This is a genomic window from Halopiger goleimassiliensis, from assembly GCF_000455345.1.
Lineage (GTDB): Archaea > Halobacteriota > Halobacteria > Halobacteriales > Natrialbaceae > Halopiger_A > Halopiger_A goleimassiliensis.
The window spans coordinates 1-14,102 of sequence record NZ_HG315691.1; the positions used below are offsets into that span (position 1 = coordinate 1).

14 protein-coding genes and 1 rRNA gene are annotated in these 14,102 nt (G+C 66.4%); 8 read left to right on the forward strand and 7 right to left on the reverse strand.

Annotated features, from left to right (window positions below; all coding sequences use genetic code 11):
* The first annotated feature begins 201 nt into the window (after window positions 1-201).
* Together rrf and TX79_RS14820 are read left to right on the forward strand one after the other, a co-directional pair.
* Window positions 202-323 (forward strand): 5S ribosomal RNA (gene rrf / locus TX79_RS14815).
* A 427-nt stretch (window positions 324-750) separates the two neighbouring features.
* Window positions 751-1,128 (forward strand): DUF7344 domain-containing protein, encoded by a 378-nt coding sequence (locus TX79_RS14820; RefSeq protein ID WP_049928424.1) that lies wholly within the window; start codon window positions 751-753, stop codon window positions 1,126-1,128.
* Window positions 1,129-1,390: 262 nt separating this feature from the next.
* Here TX79_RS14820 and TX79_RS14825 read toward each other — a convergent pair whose 3' ends face one another.
* Window positions 1,391-2,206: a manganese catalase family protein gene (locus TX79_RS14825; RefSeq protein ID WP_049928425.1), complete on the reverse strand. Its 816-nt coding sequence runs from the start codon at window positions 2,204-2,206 to the stop codon at window positions 1,391-1,393.
* A 198-nt stretch (window positions 2,207-2,404) separates the two neighbouring features.
* Between TX79_RS14825 and TX79_RS14830 the strand changes: the two genes are divergently transcribed.
* Complete coding sequence (locus TX79_RS14830) at window positions 2,405-2,812, forward strand: hypothetical protein (RefSeq protein WP_049928426.1); 408 nt, start codon at window positions 2,405-2,407, stop codon at window positions 2,810-2,812.
* A 35-nt stretch (window positions 2,813-2,847) separates the two neighbouring features.
* Here the strand turns inward: TX79_RS14830 and TX79_RS14835 are convergent, their stop codons facing one another.
* Complete coding sequence (locus TX79_RS14835; RefSeq protein ID WP_049928428.1) at window positions 2,848-4,236, reverse strand: NAD(P)/FAD-dependent oxidoreductase; 1,389 nt, start codon at window positions 4,234-4,236, stop codon at window positions 2,848-2,850.
* Between the two features lie 105 nt (window positions 4,237-4,341).
* Between TX79_RS14835 and TX79_RS14840 the strand changes: the two genes are divergently transcribed.
* Both TX79_RS14840 and TX79_RS14845 read left to right on the forward strand, forming a co-directional pair.
* The gene (locus TX79_RS14840) at window positions 4,342-5,328 is read left to right on the forward strand and encodes a D-2-hydroxyacid dehydrogenase (RefSeq protein ID WP_049929214.1); all 987 of its coding nucleotides are present in this window, start codon (window positions 4,342-4,344) and stop codon (window positions 5,326-5,328) included.
* A gap of 136 nt (window positions 5,329-5,464) precedes the next feature.
* On the forward strand, window positions 5,465-5,890 hold the full coding sequence (locus TX79_RS14845) for a universal stress protein (RefSeq protein ID WP_049928429.1): 426 nt from the start codon (window positions 5,465-5,467) through the stop codon (window positions 5,888-5,890).
* A gap of 36 nt (window positions 5,891-5,926) precedes the next feature.
* On the opposite strand, the gene TX79_RS14850 is transcribed toward TX79_RS14845, so the two are convergent.
* Together TX79_RS14850 and asd are read right to left on the reverse strand one after the other, a co-directional pair.
* Entirely contained in the window at window positions 5,927-6,373 is a 447-nt protein-coding gene (locus TX79_RS14850) for a DUF7344 domain-containing protein (protein WP_230198596.1), read from the reverse strand.
* A gap of 157 nt (window positions 6,374-6,530) precedes the next feature.
* A complete protein-coding gene (asd, locus tag TX79_RS14855) occupies window positions 6,531-7,565 on the reverse strand; it encodes an aspartate-semialdehyde dehydrogenase (protein WP_049928431.1) in 1,035 nt (344 codons plus the stop codon).
* Window positions 7,566-7,798: 233 nt separating this feature from the next.
* Between asd and TX79_RS14860 the strand changes: the two genes are divergently transcribed.
* Window positions 7,799-8,056, forward strand: coding sequence for a hypothetical protein (locus tag TX79_RS14860; RefSeq protein ID WP_081655653.1), 258 nt, complete (start codon window positions 7,799-7,801; stop codon window positions 8,054-8,056).
* A 143-nt stretch (window positions 8,057-8,199) separates the two neighbouring features.
* Here the strand turns inward: TX79_RS14860 and TX79_RS14865 are convergent, their stop codons facing one another.
* The 3 genes from TX79_RS14865 to TX79_RS14875 form a co-directional block, all read right to left on the reverse strand.
* Window positions 8,200-8,391 carry a 30S ribosomal protein S17e gene (locus TX79_RS14865; protein ID WP_049928433.1) on the reverse strand — a complete coding sequence of 64 codons (192 nt, stop codon included), beginning with the start codon at window positions 8,389-8,391 and terminating at the stop codon, window positions 8,200-8,202.
* Between the two features lie 76 nt (window positions 8,392-8,467).
* Entirely contained in the window at window positions 8,468-9,082 is a 615-nt protein-coding gene (locus tag TX79_RS14870) for a DUF447 domain-containing protein (RefSeq protein WP_049928434.1), read from the reverse strand.
* Complete coding sequence (locus TX79_RS14875; RefSeq protein ID WP_049928435.1) at window positions 9,079-9,930, reverse strand: triphosphoribosyl-dephospho-CoA synthase; 852 nt, start codon at window positions 9,928-9,930, stop codon at window positions 9,079-9,081. Before TX79_RS14875 ends, TX79_RS14870 begins: the two co-directional genes overlap by 4 nt.
* Before the next feature lie 141 nt (window positions 9,931-10,071).
* Here TX79_RS14875 and TX79_RS14880 point away from each other — a divergent pair, with 141 nt between their 5' ends.
* On the forward strand, window positions 10,072-11,001 hold the full coding sequence (locus tag TX79_RS14880; protein ID WP_049928436.1) for an A/G-specific adenine glycosylase: 930 nt from the start codon (window positions 10,072-10,074) through the stop codon (window positions 10,999-11,001).
* Between the two features lie 160 nt (window positions 11,002-11,161).
* Window positions 11,162-13,921 carry a hypothetical protein gene (locus TX79_RS14885; RefSeq protein ID WP_049928437.1) on the forward strand — a complete coding sequence of 920 codons (2,760 nt, stop codon included), beginning with the start codon at window positions 11,162-11,164 and terminating at the stop codon, window positions 13,919-13,921.
* Window positions 13,922-14,102 lie beyond the last annotated feature (181 nt).

Sequence of the window (14,102 nt, forward strand, 5' to 3'; positions counted from 1 at the left end):
GTCGATAGACTCGGGGTGTACGCGCCGAGGCAACGAGGCGTTGAGCCCGCGAGCACTAACCGGCCGAGCCACTCAATCATACTCTATGCATCTGGATCGGACCCGAGAACGGGTCCAGACGCAAACTGGACTACACGTACGACACGGTCGAGAGAGCCACCGATTACGGTTTGACGGCGGTTCGATTCCGCTGATCGGCGTTACGGCGGCCACAGCGGCGGGGAACCTCCCGTACCCGTCCCGAACACGGAAGATAAGCCCGCCTGCGTATCGGCTAGTACTGGAGTGGGCGACCCTCTGGGAACGGCGATTCGCCGCCGACCACTCATACTCCATCTTCAGGCCTCGCACAGCACCTGCTGTGTGGGGCCGCTCGTATTTATAACGGATCCGCACTAGCGTACGCTGCGGACAACGTCTCCAATTGAGACCGTCTGGAGGAGATGCCAGTAACTGTATGTTACTCCGTGGAGAGACAACCGTCCGAGGTCGGGAGCGCTCGAGGGAAATCGATAATCGTCGGATGAGCAGTCGTGATTCCATCCAACTCGACGACGGTCGAAGCCGATGATCCGGCAAACCTAGCAGAGGAGGTTCCCTGGACGACTCGAACGCTACTGACGCGCCCCGAACGCGATACAATCAGACGTTACGCGTGCGCGTATCGGACGGCTGGTCGAACGGTGATTACTGTCCGTACCAAATTTATTTGGAGCGATTCTTAATCGGGTCTACCACATCGATTCGAGCATGACCCAGGGCGAAGGAGCGTGGCTCGACACGGTGTTCGATTTGCTGTCCCAGCCACGCCGCCGGTACGTACTGTACTATCTCCTCGAGAACGAGCGAGCGGCGATCGACGAACTGGCTCGGGCGGTGGCTCGCGCGGAGCGCGGTACGTCGCTCGAAAAGGGAGACGGAAGCGGGACGAGCGAGATCGAGATTTCGTTGGTCCACCGGCACGTGCCGAAGCTCGAAACGACCGACATCGTCGAGTACGATCCACAGGACGATACGGTCGCGATGGGCGACGAGTTCGAGGCGGTTCGTGACGTGCTCGAGCGCAGTCGCGGCTTCGAGCGCGAGGGAGCATCGGTCACCGAGGCTGGCGCGTTCACGGACGACTAGGCGTCGTGACTCGAGAAACGAAGTGTCACCCGGAACACTAACGTCCAGCCTCATCCCGTGGCGGCGTGCCGCGTCGGCTGGCTAACCCTCGTGCCGGGCGGGGGAACTCGTGGCGTTCCCCGGTACCTGTCGCGTGCCCGGGTTCGCCGGCCCGTCATCGCACCCGGATGGGTATACTCGGGCGGGGACGAAAGGCACGCATCGGTTCTAGACGAGCGAGTGGTAAAACAGTTTCAGTCGGCCGTGTCGGGTGATCGTTCCGTTACTCTTCCGGATCGTTGTACGTCGACGGATCGGGGTCCGGTGCGACGACTTCGCCGTCACCGGGCTGTTCGGCGAGGTAGGAAAACTGGCCCTTGCTGTCGGGCGTATCCCCCTGTGTCCAGGGATAGCCGGGATCGGGCTGGGGATCCCGTCGGGTGGACATGAACGCGTAGTTGACGTCCTGGTTTTCCTGTTCCTGCGGGAAGCTGGCGGGGACGGGAACCGGATCATCGAGCGACTCGAGGGCCTCGAGCCACTGGTTCTGGTGCATCGTGTCGCGGGCGATGAGGTACGAGAGCATGTCCTTCATTCCGGGGTCGTCGGTGTACTCCCAGAGACGGGTCGCGAGCGTGCGACCGGTCGCTTCGGCCATCACGTTCGCGTAGAGGTCACCGGCAAGATTGCCCGATGCGACGACGTAGCCGCCGGTGAACGGAACGCCGTTGCTGTCGACGGGCATCGCCGAAAGGCCCGACGAGAGGTACTGCCGGGGGTTCTGCCCGGTCATCGCTGCGGCCGCCGCCGCGGTCTCCTCGACGTCGTCGCGCATCTGCTTGGGCGACCCGCGGAGGTTCTTCGTGACGGCGGAGGCGAGCATCTCGATGTGGCCGAGTTCTTCGGTGGCGGTTTCCATCAGGAGGTCGCGATACGCTTCGTACTCGTCGGGCAGCGCCCAGGCCTGGAACATGTACTGCATGGCGACGCGCATCTCGCCTTCCTGGCCGCCGATGGCCTGCTGGAGGAGTTTCGCGAAGTGCGGATCGGGATCTTCGACGGTAACCTCGTACTGCAACTCCGGTTCGTGGAAGAACATCACCCGTCCCTGCCCACCTCCAGAGCCATAAACGACAGTTGCGAACACGGATGAAACTCAGTTCTACCTGGACGAGCCGACTCGAACGAGTCCGTCCTGAAACCGATCTCGAGGCCTCGAGCGGCCGCATCGACGATGCCGGTATCATCACGGCAAACGGTTATACCGACGTTGGTGGTCGGAGTACTGATACGACAGATGACCTCCGACGATTCACGACCGACGAGACGAGCGGTGCTCAAGAGTGGCGTCGTAGCGACGGGTGCAGTGATCGGTGCGTCGACGGCGAGTGCTACGTCGTCGAACGCGACCGCCGACCGGTCCGATCCGAACGGAACTCCGTCGCTCGAGGGTGCGATGTATCCCTACCAACTCGTCCCGGGACGGCGGGCGTCCGTCGTCGAAACCGAGCTGGGGTGGCGGCCCGCGGGTGCGGACGGATCAGCCTACTCGCACGTCATCGCGTACGAGCACGCGCCCTCGCTTCGAGCGTTGTTCGTCGCCGACGAGGCGCTCTCGCCGGACCAGTCGGTGGCGCTCGGATCGATAACCAGCAACGGAGCCGCGGGCGGAGGGCTGGTTTCCGTAGAGTACCGGACCGTGTGAGGTTCGAATCGACGGGCAGCGACGGGCAGCGTGATTCAGTAGAGGTAGTCGTCCTCGGGGAACTGGACGTAGCCGCCGTCGCGGTAGCCGAACTTTCGTTTCCTGTACGAGGCGAGCAGTTTCACGGCGTCGAGACCGGCCGAGAAGCGATTCGAGATCAGCTCGTCGTCACCGCCGCCTTGCATGTCGTTGGCGACGCCGAAGGCCCAGTCCCAGTCGTCGGGACCGTACTCCCGGACGATATCGGCGAAGACGACGTTCCGCAGGACCTCGTCGCCGATCGCTTGCTTCCAGAGGTCGTTGTAGTGTTCGAGCGAGTCCGTCGCGGCGAGGCGGCCGGCGATCTTGCCGGTGCGGACGGCGACGTGGTAGCCGCCCTCGTGGAACGCCGAGGTCGTCCCCATCGCACCGCCGGCGACGGCGACGTTCGCGCCGACGGGCGAGTCGATCGGCCGGGTCGAGGAGATCGGATACGTTTCGGTCCCCTTGGACTTGCCGCGGTCCTCGACGCGGGGGATGTCGGACTCGACGTCGTACTCGTCGCCATACTCCTGTTCGAGGAGTCGACTGATGTACTCCGATCCGGAGGGCAACTGGCTGTCGGAGGGTTCGAGCAGTTTGTACGAGGCAGGGTCGTCGACGTCCTCGAGTTGCATGCCGATCGGCATCGTGAGGCCGACGCGGGCGACCCGGCTGTCGTTGGGGAAGATCCAGGGATAGGCCGTTTCGCCGGGCATGTAGCCCCACCAGAATTTGAGACGATCCTCGAACTCGGCGAACAGTTCCTCGGGGAACTCCCGGTACTCCTGGTAGGCGATGTGGTTGGCCTCCGGCGGTGAGAGGGAGTCTGCGATGCTGCGGCCCGGTGGAGTGAACTGGTCGAGCGCGTCCAGCGTGATCCGGCGCTGCGGACCGTCGGCCAGGACGACGTACTGGGCCTCGAGCTGGTCGCCGTTCGACAGGGTCAGCGTGTGGGTCGGCCCCTTCGGACTCGAGGCACGAAGGTCGGTCTCGAGGTCGGTGACGCCGGTGCCGACGCGGAGGTCCGCACCGGCGTCGGCGGCGCGTTCGTGGAGCCAGTCGTCCATGCGGGCACGGTGGAAGGTGTACCCGAACTTCGGGTAGCTGGCGTCCATCCCGGTGGTCGTCAACTCGACGCTCGTCGAGGGGCCGACGAACTCGGTGCCCTCGAGTTCCCGGAGGATGATCTCGTCGGGAATCTCCCGGTAGTCGAAGTCCATGATGTCGACCCAGTAATCGAGCATTCCGGCGGCGTCGGTCGAATCGGGCCCGAGTTCGTCCCGGTCCTCGCGTGGGACGCCCTGCTCGAACAGGACCGTCTCGGCACCGTGGGCTGCGGCCCGCTCGGCTGCACAGGCACCCGCGGGGCCGCCGCCGACGATCGCGACGTCTACGCGTTCCATACTCCGTTGGCACTCAGTGGCCCATATTAAACTGCCTGCATTTCGTCCCCGAATCGGGGGGCTCGAGCCGGGAGACTTTTGCTCGCGTCGGTCGACCGGACGCACATGTCCGCAACCGACGGGACGACGAGCGACGAGACCCCGGACGTCCTCGTACTGCGTCGGGGGACCCACGGAACGCCGGTCGAGGAGTACGCCAAGGCCATCCGGGCGCGGCTTCCGGATCGGGCCGTCGAACTGGCGCGCACGCCGGCCGACGAACGGGACGCGATCCGGAACGTTCCGTTCGTCACGGGGATGACCCTCGAGGAGTCGGTGCTCGAGCGCGCCGAGAACCTCGAGGTGTTCGCCTGTGCCTACGCCGGGACGGATCACCTCCCGATGGACGAACTCGACGAACGCGGCGTCGCGGTGACGAACGCGTCGGGCGTCCACGCGCCGAACATGGGCGAACACGTCCTGGGATCGATCCTCTATTTCACCCGCCGGTTCCACGTCGCCGGGCGTCGCCAGCGCCGCCGCGAGTGGCGACACTACAAGGCCCACGAACTGCAGGGCTCGACCGTGACCATCGTCGGCCTGGGTGCGATCGGCCGGGCGGTGGCCGACCGCCTCGAGCCGTTCGGCGTCGAGACGGTCGGCGTCCGTTACACGCCGTCGAAGGGCGGACCCACGGACGAGGTCGTCGGCTTCGAGCGCGACGCGTTCCACGACGCACTCGCGCGGACGGACTACCTGGTGCTCGCCTGTCCGCTGACGGAGACGACGCGGGGGCTGGTCGACGCCGACGCCCTGACGACGCTCGATCCGAACGCGGTCGTAGTCAACGTCGCCCGCGGGCCCGTCGTCGACACCGAGGCGCTCGTCGACGCCCTGCGCCGGGAGGCGATCCGCGGCGCGTCGCTGGACGTGACCGATCCGGAGCCGCTCCCGGAGGACCACCCCCTGTGGAACTTCGGAAACGTCCAGATCACGCCCCACAACGCGGGCCACACGCCGAAGTACTACGATCGGCTGGCCGACATCGTCGCGGAGAACGCCCGCCGCTTCTACGGGGACGGCGGGCCGCTCCGTAACGAGGTCGAACTGTAACCCACGATCGAGGGGCCGGACCCGCGTGTACCTTTTTCAGGGCGCGGTTCGAAGTGACGGCTATGAATCGACGGACTGCGGGCTTCGACGGGGCGGTACCGAACCGTCGGATCGGGGCGGACGTGGGTGATCGGCGATGACGCTCTCGCTCTCGGGGACGGTGCTCCTCCCGGTGGCCGACCCCGACGACGCGGAGGAGACTGCCGAATCGCTCGTTCCGTACCTCGAGGAGACGAGTTCGGTCGTCGTGGTCAACGTGATCGAGAAGGCCGGCGGCGCGCCCGACAAGGCGTCGGTCGAACAGCGCGAGGCGTACGCCGAGGAGATGTTCGAGCGTGCCGAGAGCGTGCTCACCTCGTCGCCCGCGACCGTCGAGACGGCCGTCCTCTTCGGAACCGACGTCGTGGATCGGATCTTCGACGAGGCCGAGGACCGAGGCGTCGACGTCGTCGCCTTCTCGCCGCGGGAGGGGAACCGGCTCACGGAGTTGTTGACCGGGGACGTGGCCCGACGGATGGTCAAGGAGGCGTCCGTCCCGGTCGTCGCCCTCCCGCATCGCTGATCGCGATCGGTCGCGTCCAAAACGAGCGGCGGATTTCTACGTACTCGAGGCCTCGAGCGGCGCGTCGGCCTCGGCAACGGCGTCGAGTCCCGTCGCCCGCTCGAGCAGGGCTTCGCCGCGCTCGCGGATCGCCAGGGTGTTCTCCTCGATATCGAACGCGACGGCATCGACGTCGGCGAGCGCCGGCGCGTGCACGTGTCGAAGCGAAATCTGCAGCCGTCGGCGCGTCCCCAACAGTGCGTCGCCCCACCCAGCGATCCGGCCGGCGGACCGATCGTCGTCCTCGAGTTCGACCGTCAGGTGATCGGCCAGGTCCGTGATGGGGACCGCCGACTCCTGGGTCGCCACATAGCGGAGAACGGCGAGCCGCAGCGGGTCCTCGAGGACGGCTGCCGTATCCGAGTCCTCGAAAGCGGGGGCCGAACCGGGAGTCGACAGGGATTCGGGATCGGAGATGACGGGCAACATAGTTTCCTTTTGCACCGTCGGTACTAGTGCCCGCCGCCAAATCATGCAGGGTGTTCGGTCGCTCGAGTCCGATCGTTCGGCACGTTGGGCCGGGAGCACGCTCTAGGCGGGCGAATCGTCGTATCGGGGACCTCGTGAGAACGAACGGACGCGAGTAGGTGGTTGGGCCGGGTTAGAGGTAGCCGTTCTCGAGCAGCAGTTCGCCGTTGAGAACGCTCGCCCCAGCCGCGCCGCGTAGCGTGTTGTGGGCGAGACAGTTGTACTGGAGGCCGAACGTCGACTCGCGGTGGCCGCCCGCGGCGATGGCCATCCCGTCGCCGACGTTGCGGTCCATGCGGGGCTGGGGGCGGTCGGGCTCCTCGAAGACGTGGATGAGCGGGTCCGGTGAGGAACGCAGGTCGAGCGAGGGGTACTCGCGCATCGCGTCTTTCGCTGCCTCGGGAGAGAGGTCCTCGGCGGTTTCGACCCAGACGTTCTCGAGGTGACCGTCGACCGTCGGGATGCGGTTACACGAGGCGGCGACCTCCATACTGTTGTGGGTCAGGGAAGCGCCGTCGAACTCGCCGAGCAGCTTCCGGGACTCGGTCTCGAGTTTGTCCTCTTCGCTGCCGATGTAGGGGATGGCGTTGTCGATGATCTCCATCGAGGTGACGCCGTCGTAGCCCGCGCCGGAGACGGCCTGCAGCGTCGAGACGTGGACCTTCTCGAGGCCGTAGTCGGTCAGTGCGGCCAGCGTGGGGACGAAGGTGATCGTCGAGCAGTTCGGGTTCTTGACCATCGCGCCGTCCCAGCCGCGCCGATCGCGCTGGACCTCGAGCAGGTCGAGGTGTTCGGCGTTGACCTCCGGGATGACCAGCGGCACGTCGTCGTCCATCCGGCCGTTCGAGGAGTTCGAGGAGACGACGTAGCCCGCCTCACAGAAGCCGGGTTCGACCTCGGCTCCGACGTTCGAGGGGAGCGACGAGAAGATCAACGCGACGTCGTCCGGCACCGCGTCGGGATCGGTTTCCGTAACGGTCATCTCGGCGACGTCCTCGGGGATCGGCCCCTCGACGCGCCACTTCGCGGCCTGTCGATACGTCTTGCCGGCGCTCGATTCGCTGGCTGTCAGTGCTGCGATCTCGAACTCCGGGTGGGGATCGAGCAGCTGGATCAGTCGTTGTCCGACGGCCCCGGTTGCGCCGAGTACGCCAACTCGTACTGCCATTTCCCGGCACTCGGGTACGTGACCGCAAAACCGTTTGGGTTCGGGCCGATTTGCCCGTTCTCCAGCGAACGCATCCCCGGGCGGACGGTCACAGCGGACTGAGCGCTCGAGGCGGGCAACGCGGTCCACCTTGCATAGAAGGGATTAAGAAAACGGAGTGTTACGTACTCACCAATGCACGACAACCGAGACGTGGTCGAACCGGTGTATTGCGTCGAAGGCGGGTGGTCGGCGTGACGACCTCGACCACCAGTTCCGACGGGTTGCGGCTGACCGAGTCGACGTTCAATATCGTCGCGACCGTCGGGGCCGTCGTCCTCGCGCTGATCGCACTCGTCGTCCTCTGGACGGGATACCAGGACTCGACGCTGCCGGTCCTCGGCACGGAACTGTCCCTGGTGAAAGGGGTCGTCGGGTTCATGCTCACGATGTTTTTCGCCATCGGCGCGTTCATCGTGGCGGCGTTCATGGAACTGGGCTGGGACTACTGATTCTCGAAGCGAGACCGGCCGACCGACGGCCGCCCCCCATACTCACGCGGTAGCGTCGACGCCGACGCTGCCAACGACACATGACGGACTACCCGATCGTGACGCGTAGCTACGGGGCTCGATGAACGCAGCAGAACGGCGGCTTATGCGGCAGCCTGCGAACTCTTCTTCCGGGTGACGTAGCCGGCGATGCGGTTCCGGACGCCCTTCGATTCGACGTTCGTGAGCTTCTCGACGCTCTCTTTGTTCTGTTCGAAGTCGGTCGTGAACGCGTCCGGGTACCGTTCCAGGAGGAGGTTCCCGGTCTTCTTGACGTAGGCCGGTTTGATTGCCATATCGGATCGTTCGTCCAGAGGCTCTTAATCCCTTTCTCTTTCGGTCTCCACGGGAACCCCAGCAGGACGAACCCGTTCACCACGAGGTGTGGCCCCGAACCCGCTCGAGCGCCGCGCGTTCGCGTTCGTCGCCGGCGCGCTCGACCACCGAGGCGCAGTAGGAGAGGCGAGCCCGGAGTTCGTCCTCGTCGTACCCGTCCACGTCGAGTCGCGAGGCGGCGACGGTCGCCTCGATCACCGCCCCGAACCCACGATCGATCGTGGGCACCGTCCGCCGTTCGACCGCCGACTCGAGGGGCTCGAGTGTCCACTCCTCCCACTCGGTGTCGCCCTCGGTCCCGCGGTCGACGGGGTCGACGGCGACGCGGCACCAGGCGGCCGCCGACTCGAGGACGGGGTCGTCGCGCTCGACGATCGACAGCGCGGCGTCGGCGAAGACGACCGGATCGTCGACGAACTGGACGTAGCCCTCTCCCTGACGGTGGAAGTTGCCCCGCGTCCGCGTTCGGCCCCACGTTCTCGCGGTGACGGGGTCACCGGCGAACAGCCCGAGCGCGGCGGCGTTCCAGCGGCCGTTCGGACCGAGCGTCGTGACGACGGTTTCCGTCACGCCGGACAGGTCGACGGGCCACTCGCCGTCGATAGCGCCCGACCTCTCCTCCCCATCCTCGGCGTCGCCGGAGCCAGTCATAGCTCGAGCCCTCCCCGCTCGAGGGCGACGAACAACCCGGCCGCGGTGACGTCGGCGGTCGTCCCGGGGTTGACCCCGCGTTCGACGAGGTCGTCAGCGAACGCCTCGATGGCCTCGCGGTCGGTCTCGAGGGCGTTTCGCTCGTGCAGATCGCGCGCACGGTCGGTCACTTCTGCGGCGACGGCCTCACCGCTTCGGGTGGCGACGAGCGTGTCGGGCCGGTCGGCGAGCAACGAGAGGAAGACGGCGGCGGTCCGATCCAGCACAGTCCCGTTCGCGTCCGCGAGACGCTCGGCCGCGGTGAACGAGCGCTCGAAGCCACGCACCCACTCGCGGGCGACGTCGTCGCCGGGGACGCTACGCTCCAGCACGTCGAACAGGGTCAGTCCCCGGTCCTCGAGCGCCGGGACGGCGTCGCTCCCGCGACGGACGTCGAGCGCGTCCATCTCCGCGGGGGGGTCGTCGACGAAGACGTCGACGTGATCGAACGCCCGGTAGAACGCCGCGGCGTCGGCGACGGTCGTCTCCTCGACTACCGACTCGACGACCGGCTGTGTGAGGTCCTCGCGCGCCGCCCTGACCAGCGGAACGAGCAGGAGCAACGCGCCGAACTGGGTGTTGCCGGCCGACTGAGTGGCCATCCCCTCGACCGCCCGCTCGAAGGCCGGTCCCACGCCCGCACCGTCGGCTGCCATCTCGAGGCCCCGCTGGGCACCCACCGACCCCGCGAGGAAGTGTTCGAACCGCAGGTCCGCGAGGTCACGGTGGCGGTCCACGTTGCCCGGCTTGGGCGTCCCCGCGACCTCGAGCAGGAGCGCCAGTTGTGCGTTCTGGGCTGGCGTGTACATACGCGACTCGAGGCGGGCCGGTGAGTTAAGCGGTGGTGTCCTGGTACCACGCGAGCGGTGACGTGCAGTCGACCCCGCCGTCACTCGGGGGCTCGCCACAGGACCACCACCCCTAAACCGTCGCTCTCCTAACTGCCGTCGATGACCGACACGGAGGCGACGGACGACTGGTGCCTCCCCGACGACCGCGAGGCCGTCCGCAACGCCCTGATCGAGTGGTACGAAGCCGACCATCGCGAGTTCCCCTGGCGACGGACCGACGACCCCTACGAGATCCTCGTCAGCGAGGTGATGAGCCAGCAGACCCAACTCGATCGGGTGGTCGACGCCTGGGAGGGGTTCCTCGAGCGGTGGCCGACGACGGCCGACCTCGCGGCCGCGGATCGGGCGGCCGTCGTCGGTTTCTGGACCGACCACAGCCTGGGGTACAACAACCGTGCGAAGTACCTCCACGAGGCAGCGCGTCAGGTGGAAGACGAGTACGACGGTGAATTTCCGGACTCCCCCGACGAACTGCAGGAGTTGATGGGCGTCGGCCCCTACACCGCCAACGCGGTCGCGAGCTTCGCGTTCAACAACGGCGACGCCGTCGTCGACACGAACGTCAAACGGGTCTGCTACCGGGCGTTCGACGTCCCGGACGACGACGCGGCCTTCGAGGACGCAGCGAGCGACCTCATGCCCCACGGGAAATCGCGGGTGTGGAACAACGCGATCATGGAACTGGGCGGCGTCGCCTGTACGCAGACGCCCCGCTGTGACGAAACCGGCTGTCCCTGGCGCGAGTGGTGTTCGGCCTACGCCAGCGGCGACTTCACCGCGCCGGACGTACCGACCCAGCCGAGTTTCGAGGGGAGTCGCCGGCAGTTCCGGGGCCGCGTGATCGCCACGCTCCGGGAGTACGACGAACTGGAACTCGACGCGCTCGGCCACCGCATCCGCGTCGATTACGCGCCCGACGGTGAGTACGGTCGCGAGTGGCTCGAGGGACTGCTCGGAGACCTCGTGGACGACGAACTCGTCGAGATCGAACGAGGCGACGACGGGGTTCGTGCGCGCCTCCGACGATAATCTCCTGCTCCCGACGTCAACGGTCACGGTTATCTCCTGCTCCCGGCGTCACCACTCGAACGTGGGGACCGACAACGAGTTGTCCGTCGTCGTGGCACACGATTACGGAACGGGTTACATTTCCAATAGATTGAAGGGAAAAGATTCTGAAGAGTCAGGTATGCGAAGACGCGAACTGATCGTCGGAAGCGGGACCGTCGCAGCGATCGCCCTCTCCGGATACGCCGGCGCAGCGACGGCCGACGCTGACGACGAGGGTCGGACGTCCCTCCCGTCCGACCTCGAGTCCGTTCTCGAACTGGTTCCCGGCGAATCGGCCCTCGACACGAGCTATCGGCACCTCATATACGTGGACCTCCGCGATTCGGAGGCGTGGCCCGGCTACGTCGGAATCAACGGCGTGTCCGCGGAGATCGACGATATCGACGCCGATTCGGTCGCGGAAACGGCCATCGCATTCGGCGAGGAGACGACGATCGCCGTTATCAGCGGCTCGTTCGACCGACCTGACGGCGACGAGGAGATCGACGGCTGGACCGTCGGTACGGTCGACGGTGGAACGTTCGCGGCCACGGACGGCCGCCTGGTCGCCGCGGAAGGCGACGGGACTGCCGTCGTCGAAACCGCCATCGCGGCAGCAAACGGCGACGAACCGACCGTCATCACCGATCCCGAAACGACTGAATCGACGTTCGAGTTCCTGGACTCGAAGTCGTACGTTACGTTCGTCCCCGACTTCTCCGAAATACCGCACCACGAGTTCGACGGCGACGTCGTCGAAGCGATCGGTACCGGCCGGGAGGTGCCGCCCTCGGAGCGAACCGACGACGACACCCTCGAGACCGAGTACGTCCTCCACCTCGCCGACGACGCCGACGTCGAGGTCGACGGCGAGTGGGTTCGCGAACGAATCGAACGGCTCGAGCAGGGTGACGTCCTCGAGACGACGTTCGAGCAACCGAACGGCGATCGCTTCGTCCACGTCGAGGCCGTCGTCGAACAGCCCCCCGAGCGCGACCGTGACGCCGCACCGGACGCGCGAATCCGCGCCCGCTCGAACGCCGACGAGGGTACCGTCACGTTCGAACACGACCACGGCGAACCGATCGACACCGCAATGCTCGAGGTGTGGAACAACGGCGAACTCGCGGACGAGCAACTCGCGGACGAGCACGCGACGTTCGCCGAAGGCGACACCTTCGAACTCGAGACCGGCCCGCTGGCTGACGTCGGCCTGCGCTGGTTCGACGAAGCCGAGAACGTGTACTACTACTACGATACGACGCTCGTCGGCTCTGAGTCGTTCGAGACGACTCACGACCTCGAGAACGACGCCGTCGAGATCACGTACGTCGGGGAACTCGCGGCCGATCCGGACCTCCTCGAACTGGTGCGACAGGAGGAGGGGTCGGCCGAGGCCGAGCAGTCGGCGATCGACGTCTCCGGCTCGCTCACCGCCGGCGATACGATCGTCGCGGAGGACGTCACCCTCGGTGACGGAGTCTCGCTCCGCCTGTCGGTGCCGGCCAACCCGAACCGGGGACGCCGGTCGCTGGTCTACTTCCGCGTCCGTCCGCCGCGCATGCGTCTCTCCAGTCGCCACGACTCCGTCGTCGCCCGCTACTGGAGTGACGTCGAACGCGACGCCGACGAGTTCCGCGTGCTGGTCGAGGGCGAACCCGCCGACGTGCAGTTTACCGACGTCACCGACACGCTCTCGGAGAACGACGAGGTCGACCTCGGGGACATCGAACACGGGACGCACGTCGCCGTCGAGTGGCTCGAGCCCGACGACCCCGAGGTCATCGCCGAACAGATCGTCCGGCCCACTGCTCGTGCCGACCTCTCGTACGACGACAGCGATGGAACCGTCACGGTGGAGTATACGGATCGGGACGAGGGGCCGGACGGTGACGCGATCGACGCCGACGAACTCGAGCTTCGTGTCGCCGGCGAACCGGCGGGCACGCAGCCGTCCGACGAGTTCGATACCTTCGAACCCGGCGACGCGTTCACGGTCGACGTCGAACCCGTCGCACACGTCGAACTCGTCTGGGTGGGGCCCCAGGATACCGAGCAGCCGATCGGGCAGACTACGGCCGGTCGGGAGTCGTTCGACGCCGAATACGATCCCGACGCCGAGGAGATCGAACTGGTCTACACCGGCGAACAGCCGGGCGATCCGTCGAACCTGACGGTCGCCCTCCGCGGCGACGAGACGAGGACCGACGAGGAGCTGTTTGCCCAGGAGCACGACACGCTGACCGACGGCGACAGCGTCGTCCTCGAGGACGTCGACGTCGAGGACCGGGTCTCCGTACGACTCGTTCAGGAGGGCGACAACTACGTCTCGTCGAGGTCGATCTTCCGGTTCCGCGCGGAGCCACGGTGGGCGTTTAGCGTCGACGAGCGCGAAAACGGGCTGGTCGCAGTCTACCGGGAGCACGTGAGCCGCGACGCCGATAACTTCCGGGTGCTCGTCGACGGCGAGCCCGCAGCCGTCCAGCCGGCCGACCACTACGACACGTTGACCGACGGCGACGAATTCGAACTCGGCGAGTTCGAGGTCGGCACCGTACTCACCCTCGAGTGGACCGTTCCGGACGACCCACGGGAGGTTCTCGAACACGTCGTCGCCCCCGACGCCGAGTTCGACGTCGATTACGACGAGGAGGCCGGCGAACTCACCGTCGAACACACAGGCGGAGACGCGATCGACGCCACCGATCTCGGCGTCGTCGCCGAGCCCACCATGCGCGAACCCACCGACTGGGACGGTCACGAGACGGTTTCCGAGGGCGACGCGACGACCGTCGACCTGACGGACGAGGACAGCGCGAACCCCCAACGCGATCCGATCGTCGTCGGCGTCGTCTACCGGGACTCCGAGACGATCACCTACGTGAATCTCGAGGACTGATCGACGACCGGCTCCGTCTCTCGAGCCTTCTGTTCCGTGACGTTCCGCTGTCGTCGTCCGCTGTTACGGAACGATACTGATTCCCGGTCCGACGACAGCCAGGACGTAGTTTCTCGAAAATGGCGGACGTCGGTCCTCGCTACTAGCGGTTGCTTTCGGCGTCGCCGCCCAGTTGTACGTA

Coding starts and splice junctions, on each gene's coding strand:
- TX79_RS14870 (WP_049928434.1), bottom strand. CDS start 9,082: ATGACTGGCTCCGGCGACGCCGAGGATGGGGAGGAGAGGTCGGGCGCT.
- TX79_RS14820 (WP_049928424.1), top strand. CDS start 751: ATGACCCAGGGCGAAGGAGCGTGGCTCGACACGGTGTTCGATTTGCTG.
- TX79_RS14880 (WP_049928436.1), top strand. CDS start 10,072: ATGACCGACACGGAGGCGACGGACGACTGGTGCCTCCCCGACGACCGC.
- TX79_RS14835 (WP_049928428.1), bottom strand. CDS start 4,236: ATGGAACGCGTAGACGTCGCGATCGTCGGCGGCGGCCCCGCGGGTGCC.
- TX79_RS14875 (WP_049928435.1), bottom strand. CDS start 9,930: ATGTACACGCCAGCCCAGAACGCACAACTGGCGCTCCTGCTCGAGGTC.
- TX79_RS14845 (WP_049928429.1), top strand. CDS start 5,465: ATGACGCTCTCGCTCTCGGGGACGGTGCTCCTCCCGGTGGCCGACCCC.
- TX79_RS14840 (WP_049929214.1), top strand. CDS start 4,342: ATGTCCGCAACCGACGGGACGACGAGCGACGAGACCCCGGACGTCCTC.
- asd (WP_049928431.1), bottom strand. CDS start 7,565: ATGGCAGTACGAGTTGGCGTACTCGGCGCAACCGGGGCCGTCGGACAA.
- TX79_RS14830 (WP_049928426.1), top strand. CDS start 2,405: ATGACCTCCGACGATTCACGACCGACGAGACGAGCGGTGCTCAAGAGT.
- TX79_RS14825 (WP_049928425.1), bottom strand. CDS start 2,206: ATGTTCTTCCACGAACCGGAGTTGCAGTACGAGGTTACCGTCGAAGAT.
- TX79_RS14885 (WP_049928437.1), top strand. CDS start 11,162: ATGCGAAGACGCGAACTGATCGTCGGAAGCGGGACCGTCGCAGCGATC.
- TX79_RS14865 (WP_049928433.1), bottom strand. CDS start 8,391: ATGGCAATCAAACCGGCCTACGTCAAGAAGACCGGGAACCTCCTCCTG.